Here is a 15,110-nt window from a genome sequence, read left to right as displayed (position 1 = left end):
ACGTTCGCTCTCTCGCTCGGGAAATCAGGACCGGATACCGAAGGGCAGGGTGAACCGCACATCACCCTCGACGATGTCGCGCATATCGGGGATGCCGTTGCGGAACTGCAGCGTGCGCTCCAGCCCCATCCCGAACGCGAAACCGCTGTATTCGTCGGGGTCGATACCGCTGGCGATCAGCACCTTGGGGTTGACCATGCCGCAGCCGCCCCATTCGACCCATCCCGCGCCGCCCTTCTTGTCCGGGAACCAGACGTCCACCTCGGCGGAGGGCTCGGTGAACGGGAAGTAGTTGGGCCGGATCCGGGTGGTGGTGTCGGGACCGAACAGCGCCCGCGCGAATGCGTCCAGGGTGCCGCGCAGATGCGCCATGGTCAGGCCTTTGTCGATGGCCAGACCTTCGATCTGGGAGAACACCGGCGTATGGGTGGCATCCAGTTCGTCGGTGCGGAAGGTCCGGCCCGGGCACACCACGTAGATCGGCAGGTCGCGTTCGAGCATCGAACGCACCTGTACCGGCGAGGTATGGGTGCGCAGCACCTGTCGCGACCCGGCAGGCGCGATATGGAAGGTGTCCTGCATGGTGCGCGCGGGATGGTCCGGGAGGAAGTTCAGCGCATCGAAGTTGAAATGCTCGGTTTCCACCTCGGGGCCCTCGGCAATCTCCCAGCCCATCCCGACGAACACATCGGCGACCTGTTCGGAGATGACCGTGATCGGATGCCGGGCGCCGACCGGCCCCCGGTTCGCCGGCAGGGTGACATCGATCGCCTCGGCCACCAGCACCGCCGCATCGCGTTCGGCCTCCAGGGCCTGCCGGCGTTCGTCGAAAGCCCGCGAGACCCGGCCGCGCGCGACATTGACCCGCTTACCGGCGTCGGCCTTCTCGGACTTCGGCAGACCGCCCAGCGACCGCTGCGCCAGCGAGATCGGCGATTTACCACCCATATGCTCGGTTTTCGCGGTAGCGAGGGCATCCAGGTCGGCGGCGGCCGCGAAGGCTTTTTCGGCGGCCGCGGCCGCTGCGGCCAGGGCTTCCTCGGTGAGCGCGGATTGCTGCCCGCCGGTCGCTGTGCCTGCGTCGGTGTCGTCGGCCACGGTCTACTCGTCTCTCCCCTAGGCTTCTGTGAGCGGACCCCGGTAGGCTCCGGCGCCCGTATTGCTGCTGGTGGAATCGTATTCGATGGCCGGTGGCCGGTTCACGCCGATATCCCCCGGCGATCACTGCCGGAGTGCGACGACACCTCGAACCGGTAAAGTCCCTCACGATGACGAACGCCCCGACCCACACCGAGACGCTCGCCGGACGTGCCCGCCAGCAGGCGATCTGGCTGCTACCGCTACTGGCGATGATCGTGACATGGGCACTCATGTCACGATCGGTGGACCCGTTCCGCGGGATCAGCGGCGAATACATCGATCTCGAGGTGTATCGGCTGGGGGTCGAGGAGTGGCGTTCCGGCGGTGATCTCTACGGGCAGTTGCCGGAGACGGCCGCCGATATCAGCCTGCCGTTCATCTATCCGCCGTTTGCCGCGCTGGCCCTCGGCATCTATGCCCTGCTGCCGTGGGCGGCCGCGGTGATCGCCTATCTCGCGGTCTCGGTGGGTGCGCTGGGAATCACGCTCTACCTGGTGGCCCGGCAGCTGTGGCCCGCCCAGGACCAGCGCAAGCTCGCCCTGCTGGTATGCGCGACGGCGACGCCGCTGGCGCTGCTGCTGGAGCCCATCTGGTCCACGCTGGACTTCGGCCAGGTCAATCTGATCCTGATGGGCCTGGTGGCGGCCGATTGCCTGACCCGTAACCCGCGCTGGCCACGAGGCATGCTGCTGGGCCTGGCCGCCGCGATCAAACTCACACCGGCCGCCTTCGTGTTGTTCTTCCTCATCCGCAAGGACTACAAGGCCGCAGCGACGGCCGCGGCGACCGGTGCGGCCGCCACCATCATCGGTTTCGCGGTCATGCCCGACGAATCGGTGCGGTACTGGTTCGGCGGGTTCGGCAATGTCGGCGGATTGAGCGGTTCGGAGTACCAGACCAACCAGTCCATTCAGGCCGTGCTGGCCCGTTTCGGGATCACCGGCACACCGGCCACGGCGCTGTGGCTACTGGCCGCCGCCGCCATGGTCGCCCTGGCCGTGGTCGCCATCCGGCGGGCCGGGACACCGCCGATGATCGCGCTCGCCGTGAACGCGGTGGTCGCGCTGCTCGTCTCGCCGATCTCCTGGTCGCACCACTGGGTGTGGGTGGCGCCGGCCCTGCTGGCGATGGCCGGTTTCGCGACGACACTGCCGTGGCCGCGGGCTGCGGGCTGGTATGCCGCGGTGGTGGCCACCGCCGTGGTGTTCGTCCTCGCGGAACACAGCGACCTCCCCGGCAACGACGGCCGGGAGCTGGATTGGTCGGTGTGGGAACAGGTGATCGGCAACGGCTACGTCTGGTTCAGTGTGCTGCTCGTCGTGCTGTATGCGACCGCCGCCCGGCGCCGTGCGCAGAGCACACCCCTGCCCGCCCCCGCTCCTGCGGACGGATCCCTGGTCACCGTCCACAAAGGCTGATCGGCTGTCCTGCACCGATGCCCCGGCCGCCACGGTGGCCGTCACGCGCAGGGCCGCCGGCGCGGAATACCACGCCGGAATCCCCGCCGCGCCTCATTCTGTCCGCACCCGCCCGGGTAGCAGGGCCGCGGCCAACGCTCCAGCGGCCACGATCGCCGCGCCCACCCATACCGCGGGCACCAGTCCGTCCACGTAACCCTGCGGGTCGGTGTAGGCGCCGTAGGAGGCGAACACCGACGCCAGGACCGCGATCCCCATGGCGACGCCGACTTCGCGCACCGTGTTGTTGGTCCCCGAGGCCACGGAACGATCGACCTCCGGTACAGCGGCCATCACGACGGTCGCCAGCGGGGCGAAGGTCAGGCCCATTCCGATACCGGCCAAGAGCAGCGGGGCGACGAAGGAGCTGTAGGCGAGGTCGACCGTGGTCACCGCCGCCATCCAGGCCAGTGCCGCCGCCAGCAGGGCCTGGCCCGTGACCAGCAGGATCCGGGCCCCGACCCGATCGATCACCAGGCCCGCGAGCGGCGCCACCAGCATCGGTGCCATGGTCCACGGCATGGTACGGATACCGGATTCCAGCGGACTGTATCCCTGCACCACCTGGAAATACTGGGCGAGCAGGAAGATCGATCCGAAGACGCCGACCGAGAACGCGAAGGCCACTACGTTCGCGACGCTGAAGGCGCGCACACCGAACAAGCGCGGCGCCAGCATGGGGGCGGCCGCACGGTGTTCCCAGCCGATCAGTGCCGCCAGCAGCAGCGCACCACCGAGGAGCGCCGTCAGGACACCGCCCGAGGTCCATCCGTCGTCGGCGCCGTGCACGATTCCCCAGACGATCGCGACCACCCCGCCCGAGGCCAGGATCAAGCCGAGCGGATCCAGCCGCCCCGCACCGCCGCGCGAATCGCGCAACACCCGGGCGACCAGCGGCAGTACCAGGATCCCGATCGGCACATTGATCCAGAAGATCCACTGCCAGCTCAAACCGTCGACCACCGCCCCGCCGACCAAGGGCCCGAGGGCGACCCCGAGGCCGGAGATCCCGCCCCATATACCGATCGCGGCGCTGCGCAGGCGTTCCGGCACGGCATCGGAGAGCAGAGTGAGCGAAAGCGGCATCACCGCCGCGCCGCCCGCGCCTTGCACCACCCGGGCGGCGATGAGCACGGCCGGGTCGGTCGCCAATGCGCAGGCGGCGGAGGCGAGCGTGAACAGCGCGATCCCGGCCAGGAAGACGCGGCGGCGGCCGAGCCGGTCGCCGAGTGCGGACGCGGTGAGCAGCAGCGCGGCGAACGACAGGGTGTAGGCGTTGACGAACCATTGCAGATCGCTGAGCGAGGCACCCAGGTCGGTGCGGATCACCGGAAGCGCGTTGGTGACCACGAGGTTGTCGAGCGTGACCATGAACATGGGGATGCCGACCGCGGCGAGAACGAGCGTCAGCGGCGGCCGCGGCTCGACGGTTCCGGGGCCGGCCGGTGTGGGTTTCCGAGTGATGACGGCGGGTGAAGTCAGTGCTTCTGTCATGTCGAATCCTTGTTGTAATCGACTGATAACTAACTACCGGCAACGGTATGCATCGACTGATAACCTGTCAACAGCCCGACCGAACCAGAGGAGGACCATGCCGGAATCGAGCAGGATCAGGATGACCGCCGAAGAACGCGGCGCCCAGGTCTTGGAGGCGGCGGTCGCCGCCTTCGCCGAAAGCGGCTACGCGGCCACCCGCACGGACGAGATCGCTCGGCGCGCGGGGGTCTCCCAGCCCTACGTCATCCGCCTCTTCGGCTCCAAACAACGCCTGTTCCTCGCCGCGGTCGGCCAGGTCTGCGACCGTATCGAGGAAGTTTTCACCGAAGCCGCCACGACCGCCGGCCCGGGCGCACCCCTCGACGCGCTCTCGGAGGCCTACGACCGGTTCCTCACGGACCGCAGCCTGCTACTGGTTCTCCTGCACGCCTTCGCTGCCGCGGGCGACCCCGATATCGGCCCGATCATCCGCGACCGCTACGGCCGCATCTACCGCCTGATCCGCGAGCTCACCGGCGCCCCGATCGCCGATTCCCGGCGCTTCCTCGCGACCGGCATGCTGCTCACCGTGATGGCCGCACTCCGGGTGACCGGACCGGAAGCGATCCCCGCCGACTGGGCCGACGAGATGTTGACCGACCTTTACGAGTTCGGCATGTGAATCGGCCCCACAGAGAGGTCGCCGCGCATATCCGGACCCCGGGGATGTGCTGTAGCCCCGTCGAATTCCCTACGAACCGGGGCAGCGGACAGCGGTGGCCAGTACGCTCCGGGCTATGGGGATTTGGGTGAAGTCACCGAAATTGGCTGCCTCGGAGACGATTACCTGGCAGCGCTCGGCCAATCGCACACAGTCGGCGAACCGAGCGGTCGGCGGGAGGTTGTACCTGACAGGTGAACGACTCCTGTTCGAGCCCAACCATATCGACGCCCTCACCGGCGGCCGCTCCTGGAACAGCGCGCTCGCGGATATGGTGGAAATCGGAACGCAGGCACCCACCGGGGAGAAGTTCAACGGCGGTCTGCGCACCCGGCTGCGGATCGGACTACGTGACGGCACAACGGAATTGTTCGTCGTGAACGGCGTGGACCGGGTTGTCGAATTGCTGCGGGGCGCGGTCGCGACCGGTCCCGCCGATTCCTGAACCACCGCCCCGCCGGCCGCACGGTGCCGTCGAATCGATCGAACGCCGAATCCGCCGCGGGTCCGGATTCCGGGCAGGTCGCGGCCGCCGTCGGCACGCCGGGCCGGGCGCGCCGGGACCGCCGGCATCCGGCCGCGCCGGTAGCTAGGTCGCCGACCCGTGCCGTACCCGGGAATTCGCGTATAGGCAGATCGCGGCGGCCGCGGCGATATTGAGACTTTCGGCCCGCCCGTGGATCGGGATCCGGACCCGGTGCCGCGCCCGGCGCGCCACCTCCGGATCGAGACCGTGCGCTTCGTTGCCGAACAGCCAGGCCACCGGACCGGTGAACAGTTCCCCGGCGTCCTCGAGGTCGAGCTCGCCGTCGGCCGCGGTGGCCACGGTGGCGACCCCGGCCGCTTCGATCCGATCCAGCACCGAGTACGTCTCACGCTCACGCACGATCGGCACATGGAACAGGCTGCCCGCGCACGATCGGACACATTTTCCGTTGTGCGGGTCGACACTGTCACCGGCCAGCACCACCGCGTCCGCGCCCACCGCGTCGACCATCCGGATGAGCGTCCCCGCATTACCCGGATCCGCGATACCGACCGGCACCGCCAGCATCCGGGGCGTATCCACCCCGGGTTCCGCCGGCAGGATCCGGTCCAGCGGTACATCCACCAGATCGCAGACGGCTACCAGGCCGGGCGGGGTGACCGTCTCCCCCAGTGTCTGTGCGGCTCGATCGGTGACGAGCGTCGTCCGCACACCGGTCGCCGCGGCGCCGGCGATCAGCGCATGCTCACGGGCGGCGCCGCCGGCCGAATAGAACAGTTCCCGGACCCGCCCGGTATCGAGTGCGGCCTCTACCGAGTTGGCGCCTTCGGCGAGGAATCTCCCCGCCCGTCTGCGCGCCGCACCGCGGTGCAGCTTCGCCGCCGCGACCACCCGCGAGTTCCGTAGATCTATCGGTTCTTGTCGGTCACCCACCAGGAGATCGTAGAGCCCGCCCCGCGCCGAGACCGGTCGCCGGGTCGGCCAGGAAGTCGCGGACGGCCGCCGCCATGGCGCGCGGAGCATCGTCGTGGACCCAGTGGCCGGCGCCCGCGATTTCGACGAGACGAGTATGCGGCCGTTGCGTGGCCATCCGCGCAGCCAGCGGCGCCGGCAGCATACTGCTCTGTTCCCCGCGCACGACCAGCGCCGGACACGCCGAGCCGAGCCAATCCGCCCACCAGTCCCCGACGCCGCTGAGCTGCACCGCCATCATGTCCTCCCAATCGAAGAGGAACCGGCACCGCCCGTCCGGTGTCGTGACAGCGCTCTGCAGGAAATAGCTCGCATCCGGGATTCCCCGCGCCTGCAGCGCCGCCCCCAGATCTGCCTCGGTCGGCGCCGCCGCAGGCCAGCCCCGCACCGGCAGCACAGGATCGGCTATCTCGGGCTGCCGCATGACCGGACCGACATCCTCGATGATCAGCCCCGCAACGAGTTCCGGATGCCACGCGGCGAGCTGATACGCGGTGATTCCACCGCGGGAATGGCCGAGAACCACCACCGGTGCCGGCTCGAGCTGCTCCAGCACCGCGGCAGCATCCGCGACGAAATCCGCGCAGGTGTAGCTTTCTCGCCGATCGGTGCGGCCGTGCCCCCGCTGATCCGGTGCGATGATACGTGCCACGCCGGCCAGCTCACGCGCCAGTCCGGCGAAAATTCTTCCCCGGCCGAATGTTCCGTGCAGAGCCAGCACCGGGATCCCGGACCCGCCGAAATCCGTGTAACAGACCCGCACCCCGCTCGGTATCGACACCCACTGTTCACGCATTCCGCAAGGCTGCCAGTTGCCACGGGCGGGAAGCGAATGGATTCCCGAGGCAAGTCGACCGCTTCGCCCGCTGTGCCCTGTACTCGGGGCAAGGGGGCGGACAGCACGAAGGCCCCTTCCCTGGGGAAGAGGCCTTCGTGCTGAGCGTGCCGGACAGTAAGACCGGAACCAGAAGCTGCGCTCAGGCAGCCGGGGCGTTGACATCGGCCGGCAGCGCAGCCTTGGCGACGGCGACCAGGCCGGCGAACGCTTCGGCGTCGGAGACGGCCAGCTCGGCGAGGTTCTTGCGGTCGACCTCCACACCGGCAGCCTTCAGGCCCTGCACGAAGCGGTTGTAGGTGATGTCGTTGGCGCGGGCCGCGGCGTTGATACGCGCGATCCACAGCTTACGGAAATCACCCTTACGCGCCCGGCGGTCCCGGTACGCGTAGGTGAGCGAATGCAGCTGCTGTTCCTTGGCCTTGCGGTACAGGCGCGAGCGCTGCCCGCGGTAGCCCTTGGAGGCCTCGAGGATCGAACGGCGCTTCTTCTGAGCGTTGACGGCCCTTTTGACGCGTGCCACTGGTCAGTCCTAATCGATCTTGGGGGTGCTGGTTGGGCGCACCCGAGTGGGTCGGTTCATCGGCGTCCGGTCGCGTAGGCGGTACCGGACGGTATCTGCCCCGGAGCGGGAGATCAGATACCCAGCAGCTTCTTCACCCGGCGGACGTCGGCGGGAGCGACGGCCTCCGTACCTTCCAGGCGACGGGTCCGGCGGGAGGACTTGTACTCGAACAGGTGCCGGCGGTTGGCCTGCTGACGGCGCAGCTTGCCCTTACCGGTCACCTTGAAACGCTTCGAAGCGCCGCTGTGGCTCTTCATCTTCGGCATGGCAACCTCAATCTGTGTCGTGCCCGCGCAGGGGCGGACCAGGTGTGCTGATCAGCGTTATTGCGGGCTCGACGCAATATCGCTGCGGCGTACGCCGCGGGTGCGGCGGTGCGCCGCAGTGTTCACGGCTACGCCGTTGTTATTGCGCGACCGGCCGGCCGGCATTCGGCGCCGCGCCGCCGGGCTGCGGCCGGGCCGAATCCTGCGCGGCCTTGGCCCGCGTCTTCGCGCCCTTGTGCGGGGCGAGGACCATCGTCATGTTGCGGCCGTCCTGCTTGGCCGAGGTCTCGACGAAACCCAATTCCGCCACATCGGAGGCCAGCCGCTGCAGCAGCCGGAAACCGAGTTCGGGCCGGGACTGTTCGCGTCCCCGGAACATGATGGTGACCTTGACCTTCGCCCCGGCTTCCAGGAAGCGCACGACGTTGGACTTCTTGGTCTCGTAGTCGTGGTTGTCGATCTTGGGCCGCAGCTTCTGTTCCTTGATCACAGTCTGGACCTGGTTCTTCCGGGACTCGCGCGCTTTCTGCGCGGTCTCGTACTTGAACTTGCCGTAGTCCATGATCTTGCAGACCGGCGGACGTGCGTCCGGTGCGACCTCTACGAGGTCCAGGTCTGCCTCCAGGGCGACGCGGAGTGCATCTTCAACACGCACGATCCCAACCTGTTCTCCGCCGGGTCCGATGAGCCGGACCTCGGGAACACGAATGCGATCGTTGATGCGGGTCTCAGTGCTGATGGGGCCTCCTAGGTCTAGCGGTGTCGTCCGACGACCGCTCGAAATGAACCCCTTGTTCAACACGAAAACCCCGTCGCGGTATTTCACCGCCGACGGGGCCCGATGTCGACCGATCCACGCAGGTGCGATACCTGCGCCACACTCCCGGTTCATCCGGGACCGTGGTCCCACCTCGAAGGTGGGTGACCGGACCGTTTGACCAGGCGATCACTCGCCGGCAACGGTGGGAGTCGGGCTCCACTTGTCTGCCCCGGACAGGACCGGGGCGGTCGTCGTGCACGAGTTTAACAGTTTCGCGCCGGATGAACGAATCGCCCGGTCGGCGCCCGGTCACGGAATTCGGTTGCCGCTCGTTCGCCCGTCTGCCAGGCTCGGCGCCCGTGAGCAGCCGACGTGACCTACTCCGCTGGCAGTTCGACCTGATCTGGTCGCTGTCCCAACTGCATTTCGACGCCTTGACCGACGACGATACCCATTGGGCGCCCGCGGAGGTGATCTGGACGGTGCACCGCGGCACCGACGGGAGATGGCGCCCCGATTTCGCGGAAACGGAGCCCGATCCTGTCCCCGCGACCACCGTCGCCTGGCTGACCTGGCATATCGGCTGGTGGTGGAGTTCGGCGATCGCGCACGCCGAGCAACGGCCGATACCCGACCGCACCGAGGTCTACTGGCCGGGCGATACGGCGGCCGCCCTCACCTGGATCCACGACCTGCGCGACCAGTGGCTCCGAGTGCTCGACGGCTGCGATGACACAGAGCTCGAACGGGCCACGTCCTATCCGTGGCCTGCCGACGCGGGACTCACCGTCGCCCATCTGGCGGCATGGGTGAACGTGGAACTGCTGAAGAACGCGTCCGAGATCGGCCAGTTGCGGATCCTGCGCGCGGCCGGGGCGGCGGGCCGGTAGAAACGAGTCGCGGCGCACATCCGCTCACGGCCCCGGCACGGCTGCCGCCGAGGCGCGCTTAGGCTGAACACCATGACCGAACAGCCCGAGGGCGATGTGCGTGAACTGGCCGAAATCCCCGCCGTGGAGGTGATCAGCCGGGCAGCGGTGATGCTGATGAGTTCGGCCGCGGAGAAACTCGGGCTCGGCGACGACGATCCCGAGAACAGTCCGCGCCGGGATATGGACGAGGCGCGGCGCCTCATCACTGCGCTGGCGGGCCTGATCACCGCGTCGGTGGAGTACCTCGGACCACACGCCGGGCCGCTGCGGGAGGGTCTGCAATCGCTGCAGAAGGCCTTCCGGGAGAGTTCCGCCGTACCCGACGCTCCGGGGACGGGACCCGGCGAGAAGTACACCGGCCCCGTCCACTGACGCGTCACCCCGACTGCTGCCGGGCAGCGGGCCCGGGCCGAAACCGCCGGGCCCGCCACATCGACGCGCTCCGTACTCAGCGCAGTGCTGCCGCCTTACGGGCCAGGCGTTTCGCCTTCTGCGCGTCCGGCGATTTCACAGCCTTATCGGGCGATTCCGCCGCCTTCTTCTTCGCCGCCGGTGCCTTCTCGGCCGCGGATTTACGAGCGGGTGCGGTATCCGGTTTCACCGCACCGGTATCCGGAGCCGGGCCTGTGGCAGCGGGCTGCGCCAGGATCTCCTTCAGGAACTCACCCGTGTAGCTGCCGGGTGTGGCCGCGATATCTTCGGGCGTTCCCTCCCCGACCACTGTTCCGCCGCCGGACCCGCCCTCGGGACCCATATCGATCACCCAGTCCGCGGTCTTCACGACATCCAGGTTGTGTTCGATGACGATCACGGTATTGCCCTTGTCGACCAGGCCGTTGATCACCGCGAGCAGTTTGCGGATGTCCTCGAAGTGCAGGCCGGTGGTGGGTTCGTCCAGGATGTAGACCGTGCGGCCGTTGGAGCGTTTCTGCAGTTCCGCCGCCAGTTTCACGCGTTGCGCCTCACCACCGGACAGGGTGGTCGCGCTCTGGCCCAGCCGCACATAACCCAGGCCGACGTCGACGAGGGTGGCCAGATAGCGGTGGATCGAGGTCACCGGTTCGAAGAACTCGGCGGCCTCCTCGATCGGCATATCCAGGACCTCGGCGATGGTTTTGCCTTTGTAGTGCACCTCGAGGGTTTCCCGGTTGTAGCGGGCGCCCTGGCAGACCTCGCACGGCACGTACACATCCGGCAGGAAGTTCATCTCGATCTTGAGGGTGCCGTCACCGGAGCATGCCTCGCAACGGCCGCCCTTCACATTGAACGAGAACCGGCCCGGCTGATACCCGCGCACCTTGGCCTCGGTGGTGGCGGCGAACAGGCTGCGGATCTTGTCGAACACCCCGGTGTAGGTGGCCGGATTGGATCGCGGGGTGCGGCCGATCGGTGACTGATCCACCCGCACGAGTTTGTCCAGTTGATCCAGCCCGTTGACCCGGGTGTGCCGGCCCGGCACCTGGCGCGCGCCGTTCAGCTTGTTGGCCATCACGGTCGCCAGGATGTCGTTGACCAGTGTGGATTTACCGGATCCGGAGACCCCGGTGACCGCGGTGAGCACGCCCAGCGGGAACGCCACATCGATACCGCGCAGGTTGTTCTCGGTGGCGCCGACCACGGTGACCCGCCGCTTCTTGTTCACCGGCCGCCGCATCATCGGGATCTCGATACGTTCCCGGCCGGAGAGGTACGCGCCGGTGAGCGAGGCCGGATCGGCGAGCAGTTCCGAATAGGGCCCGCTGTGCACTACCTGGCCGCCGTGTTCACCGGCGAACGGGCCGATATCGACGACCCAATCCGAGGCGCGGATGGTGTCCTCGTCGTGCTCGACCACGATCAGCGTGTTGCCCAGGTTCTTCAACCGGGTCAGCGTTTCGATCAGCCGGCGGTTGTCGCGCTGATGCAACCCGATCGAGGGTTCGTCCAGTACGTACAGCACCCCGACCAGCCCGGACCCGATCTGGGTGGCGAGCCGGATCCGCTGCGCCTCCCCACCGGAGAGGGTGGCCGCGGCACGGGACAGGGTCAGATAGTCCAGGCCCACGTCGAGCAGGAACCCCAGCCGCGCCTGCACTTCCTTGAGAACCTGACCGGCGATGGCCGCCTGCCGCTCCCCCAGGGTCAGCGCGTTCAGGAACTGCGCGCAATCGCGAATCGAGAGTTCACTGACCTCGGCGATGGATTTCCGCTCCGCGTCCGCGGACAGCGTGACGGCCAGGATCTCCGGCCGCAGCCGCGCACCGTTGCACACCGGGCACGGGACATCCCGCATATAGCCCTCGTAGTGCTCCTTCATCTGCTCGGATTCGGTGTTGTCCAGCCGCCGCTGCAGGAACGGCATCACGCCCTCGAAATCGGCGTAGTAGGAGCGTTTCCGGCCGTACCGGTTGGTGTAGACGATATGGACCTGGTCCGAGCTGCCCTCGAGCACCGCTTTACGCGCCCGCGGCGGTAGTTCGCGCCACGGGGTGTCCAGATCGAACCCCTGCGCGGCGGCCAGCCCGGAGAGCAGGCGCACGAAATACTCCGCGCTCTGCCCGCGCGACCACGGCGCGATCGCGCCCTCGGCCAGGCTCAGCTCCGGGTCGGGGACGACGAGTTCCGGGTCGACCTCTTTGCGGATACCGAGGCCGGTGCAGTCGGGGCAGGCGCCGTAGGGCGAGTTGAACGAGAACGACCGCGGTTCCAGATCCTCGATATCGAGGGCGTGGCCGTTCGGGCAGGCCAGTTTCTCGGAGAAGCGGCGTTCGCGATCGTGGGCGTGTTCGTCGCGGTCCACGAAATCGAGGACGACGATCCCGTCGGCCAGGCGCAGCGCGGTCTCGATGGAATCGGTGAGGCGCTGTTTGGCGGCCGGTTTGACGGCGAGGCGGTCGACCACCACCTCGACATCGTGTTTCTCCTGCTTCTTCAGCTTCGGCGGATCGGTGAGCGGATACACCACGCCGTCCACCCGGACCCGGGCATAACCCTGCGAGTTCAGCTGGTCGAACAGGTCGACGAACTCACCTTTGCGGGTACGCACCACCGGTGCGAGTACCTGGAAGCGGACCCCGGGCTCCATGGCCAGCACCTGGTCGACGATCTGCTGCGGGGTCTGTTTGGCGATGAGTTCGGAGCACACCGGGCAGTGCGGGACACCGGCGCGGGCATAGAGCAGGCGCAGGTAGTCGTGCACCTCGGTGATGGTGCCGACGGTGGAGCGGGGGTTGCGGTTGGTGGATTTCTGGTCGATCGAGACCGCGGGCGAGAGGCCTTCGATGAAGTCCACATCGGGTTTGTCCATCTGGCCCAGGAACTGCCGGGCATAGGCGGACAGCGATTCCACGTACCGGCGTTGCCCCTCGGCGAAAATCGTATCGAAGGCCAGGCTGGACTTCCCCGACCCCGACAGGCCCGTGAAGACGATCAGACTGTCGCGGGGCAGGTCGATATCGACCCCTTTGAGGTTGTGCTCCCGCGCGCCGCGGACAGTCAGGCGTTCCGCCACCAGGTGGGTCCCTTCTCGTATCTGTTCGTCGTCGCGCCGCCGGGCGCGCCGTGATGTCGTTCCGCTGGAGCCACCGCCGGCCCGGTGGGGTGGCGGTGTGGAGGACGGCCTGTACTACCCGGTCGTCGCTTTTTGCTCGGGCCGCGGATCGGCCCGCGCTGATGCTAGGCCGGGCCACCGACAAGTTTCGCCGAACGGCCGGGTGGATACGGTGCGATTCCGCCGGCTGCACGGTGTAAACCGGCACATTGTCCGCACGCACCGGCAGGACCGCAGGCGGGCCGGACGGGCTCCCATCCCAGGGTAGGTCAACCGGGCCTGTCACCGGGGCGTGTCACCGATCACCCGGAGCGGCCGGTGCCCGCCGCCACGCCGCGGCACCGGCACTCCCGGCGGGTCTCGCGACCCCGGCCGCAACCGCCGCCCGCACCGATCCCGGTGATCGACATAAGATCGATGGTGAAGTCCGGTGTCTTGCACAGCATTTCCCTCCCGGCCCCGGTCACCCGGGGCACCGCGGGGGACACGTTGTGACGTGATCGCCGGGGGCATCCTGTCCGCAAGCCGAGTTCGCTGTGTGTGGATGCCGCAGTTGTGCCGTGTTTGAATGTCCGGGTCAACCGACGATGGGGGTTGGTATGGGAGATCGCAGGGCCTCCGCCGCCGAGCAACTCGCGCATCGGTATCGATCCCTGGTCGAACACTCCCCGGACGGAATCTTCGTCCACGAACGCGGCATCGTGGTCTACGCCAACCCGGCGTGCCTGCGGCTCCTGGGCGCGAAGAATCTCGCCGGAGTCCTCGGGCAGCGTGTCGCCCGTTTCATTCACCCCGATTCCCGGGAGACGATGTTCGAGCGGCTCGCCGGCCTGACCGCGGCCGGTGTCGCCACCGACCCCACCGAGATGACCCTGCTGACGCTGGACGGCCGTGAGGTCCCGGCGGAAACGGTTTCCGTGCTCACCGCCTGGCACGACCGCCTGGCCTACCAGGTGGTCCTCCACGACCTGTCCGCCCAGCGCCGCGCCGAACGCGCCCAGCGCCGCGCCGAACAGCACTTCACCACGGTGGTCGCGCAGCTCGAGGAGGGCGTGGCGGTCATCTACCAGGACGGCATCATCGGCTCCGCGAATCCGGCGGCCCGCCGCATCCTCGGCATCGACGAGAACATGCCGGTGGTCGGCTCCAAGATCGCCCAGCTACCGGTGGAATGGCTGGACGCCAACGGTGCCCCCTTACCCCCCACCCGGCATCCGGTCGCGCGGACTCTCGCGACCGGCGAGACGGTCACGGCCTTCGTCTTCGCGATCGGCCGGCCGGACGGCCGCCGCCGCTGGCTCAGCGTTTCGAGCCGCCTGCTGACCCCGGACGAACCCGGTGCGGCGGCAGTGTGCTCGTTCACCGATATCACCGAATATCTGGCGGGACGCCGTCAGCTCGAATACCAGGCCACCCACGACCCGCTCACCGGCCTGGCCAACCGTTCGCTGATCCTGTCGCAACTATCGGGGGCGCTGGCCGCGAGCGGGGCGCACCGCCGGGTGTCCACCGTGATGTTCATCGATCTGGACCGCTTCAAATCGATCAACGACACCATGGGTCACGCCATCGGCGATACGGTGCTGCGGATCGTGGCCCACCGGTTGCTGCGCGCGCTGCGTGCCGAGGATCTCGTGGGCCGGCTCGGCGGCGACGAATTCCTCGTCTTGCTGGCCGGGCGCCCGGGCGACGAAGAACTCGAACCGCTGGTGCAGCGGCTGCGCGCGGCCATGGCGGAGCCGATCGTGGCGCGCGGGCACCGGATCGCGGTCAATGCCTCCATTGGGGTCACCACGCTCGAACCGGGCGATAACCGCACCCCGGAAGCGGTCCTGCACGACGCCGATATCGCCATGTACGAGGCCAAACCGCCGGGCCACCGCGACGCCACGGGCGGACGCGGACTCCGCGGTGACAACAGCAACGTCTCCTGAGAAATAGGTCACCGACCTGGGGGAACGTCATGTCCC

Annotated in this window: 14 protein-coding genes; 6 read left to right on the top strand and 8 right to left on the bottom strand. The window is 68.1% G+C overall.

The features are described from left to right. Positions 1–24: 24 nt before the first annotated feature. The gene (gene pheS / locus ON22_RS10165; RefSeq protein WP_033245217.1) at positions 25–1,098 is read right to left on the bottom strand and encodes a phenylalanine--tRNA ligase subunit alpha; all 1,074 of its coding nucleotides are present in this window, start codon (positions 1,096–1,098) and stop codon (positions 25–27) included. Positions 1,099–1,268: 170 nt separating this feature from the next. Between pheS and ON22_RS10160 the strand changes: the two genes are divergently transcribed. After that, on the top strand, positions 1,269–2,558 hold the full coding sequence (locus tag ON22_RS10160) for a glycosyltransferase 87 family protein (protein ID WP_051157394.1): 1,290 nt from the start codon (positions 1,269–1,271) through the stop codon (positions 2,556–2,558). 93 nt (positions 2,559–2,651) lie between these two features. Here the strand turns inward: ON22_RS10160 and ON22_RS10155 are convergent, their stop codons facing one another. Then, positions 2,652–4,091 (bottom strand): MFS transporter, encoded by a 1,440-nt coding sequence (locus ON22_RS10155; RefSeq protein ID WP_081595462.1) that lies wholly within the window; start codon positions 4,089–4,091, stop codon positions 2,652–2,654. 121 nt (positions 4,092–4,212) lie between these two features. Between ON22_RS10155 and ON22_RS10150 the strand changes: the two genes are divergently transcribed. Both ON22_RS10150 and ON22_RS10145 read left to right on the top strand, forming a co-directional pair. Continuing rightward, positions 4,213–4,755 (top strand): TetR/AcrR family transcriptional regulator, encoded by a 543-nt coding sequence (locus tag ON22_RS10150; protein ID WP_231508650.1) that lies wholly within the window; start codon positions 4,213–4,215, stop codon positions 4,753–4,755. 115 nt (positions 4,756–4,870) lie between these two features. Continuing rightward, a complete protein-coding gene (locus ON22_RS10145) occupies positions 4,871–5,239 on the top strand; it encodes a hypothetical protein (protein ID WP_156052350.1) in 369 nt (122 codons plus the stop codon). Positions 5,240–5,383: 144 nt separating this feature from the next. Here ON22_RS10145 and ON22_RS10140 read toward each other — a convergent pair whose 3' ends face one another. The 5 genes from ON22_RS10140 to infC all read right to left on the bottom strand — a co-directional run bounded on the left by ON22_RS10140 (position 5,384) and on the right by infC (position 8,703). After that, complete coding sequence (locus ON22_RS10140) at positions 5,384–6,214, bottom strand: TrmH family RNA methyltransferase (protein WP_051157393.1); 831 nt, start codon at positions 6,212–6,214, stop codon at positions 5,384–5,386. Further along, a complete protein-coding gene (locus tag ON22_RS10135; RefSeq protein ID WP_051157392.1) occupies positions 6,207–7,049 on the bottom strand; it encodes an alpha/beta fold hydrolase in 843 nt (280 codons plus the stop codon). The genes ON22_RS10140 and ON22_RS10135 overlap by 8 nt, the downstream gene beginning before the upstream one ends. Positions 7,050–7,230: 181 nt before the next feature. Then, positions 7,231–7,611, bottom strand: coding sequence for a 50S ribosomal protein L20 (gene rplT / locus ON22_RS10130; RefSeq protein WP_033245214.1), 381 nt, complete (start codon positions 7,609–7,611; stop codon positions 7,231–7,233). Positions 7,612–7,724: 113 nt separating this feature from the next. Continuing rightward, positions 7,725–7,919: a 50S ribosomal protein L35 gene (gene rpmI, locus ON22_RS10125; RefSeq protein WP_033245213.1), complete on the bottom strand. Its 195-nt coding sequence runs from the start codon at positions 7,917–7,919 to the stop codon at positions 7,725–7,727. A 139-nt stretch (positions 7,920–8,058) separates the two neighbouring features. Then, on the bottom strand, positions 8,059–8,703 hold the full coding sequence (gene infC / locus ON22_RS10120; RefSeq protein WP_033245475.1) for a translation initiation factor IF-3: 645 nt from the start codon (positions 8,701–8,703) through the stop codon (positions 8,059–8,061). 335 nt (positions 8,704–9,038) lie between these two features. On the opposite strand from infC, the gene ON22_RS10115 reads away from it, so the two are divergent. Together ON22_RS10115 and ON22_RS10110 are read left to right on the top strand one after the other, a co-directional pair. Further along, complete coding sequence (locus ON22_RS10115) at positions 9,039–9,569, top strand: DinB family protein (RefSeq protein ID WP_033245474.1); 531 nt, start codon at positions 9,039–9,041, stop codon at positions 9,567–9,569. Between the two features lie 72 nt (positions 9,570–9,641). Then, on the top strand, positions 9,642–9,983 hold the full coding sequence (locus ON22_RS10110) for a DUF1844 domain-containing protein (RefSeq protein ID WP_033245212.1): 342 nt from the start codon (positions 9,642–9,644) through the stop codon (positions 9,981–9,983). A 76-nt stretch (positions 9,984–10,059) separates the two neighbouring features. Here the strand turns inward: ON22_RS10110 and uvrA are convergent, their stop codons facing one another. Next, positions 10,060–13,101, bottom strand: a complete 3,042-nt coding sequence (uvrA, locus tag ON22_RS10105; protein ID WP_033245211.1) for an excinuclease ABC subunit UvrA — start codon at positions 13,099–13,101, stop codon at positions 10,060–10,062. 638 nt (positions 13,102–13,739) lie between these two features. Between uvrA and ON22_RS10100 the strand changes: the two genes are divergently transcribed. Further along, the gene (locus ON22_RS10100) at positions 13,740–15,074 is read left to right on the top strand and encodes a sensor domain-containing diguanylate cyclase (protein ID WP_033245210.1); all 1,335 of its coding nucleotides are present in this window, start codon (positions 13,740–13,742) and stop codon (positions 15,072–15,074) included. The last annotated feature ends 36 nt before the right edge of the window (positions 15,075–15,110 follow it).

The organism is Nocardia carnea NBRC 14403 (assembly GCF_000308515.1).
GTDB classification, from domain to species: domain Bacteria; phylum Actinomycetota; class Actinomycetes; order Mycobacteriales; family Mycobacteriaceae; genus Nocardia; species Nocardia carnea.
This window is presented reverse-complemented; position numbering and strand designations above follow the sequence as displayed.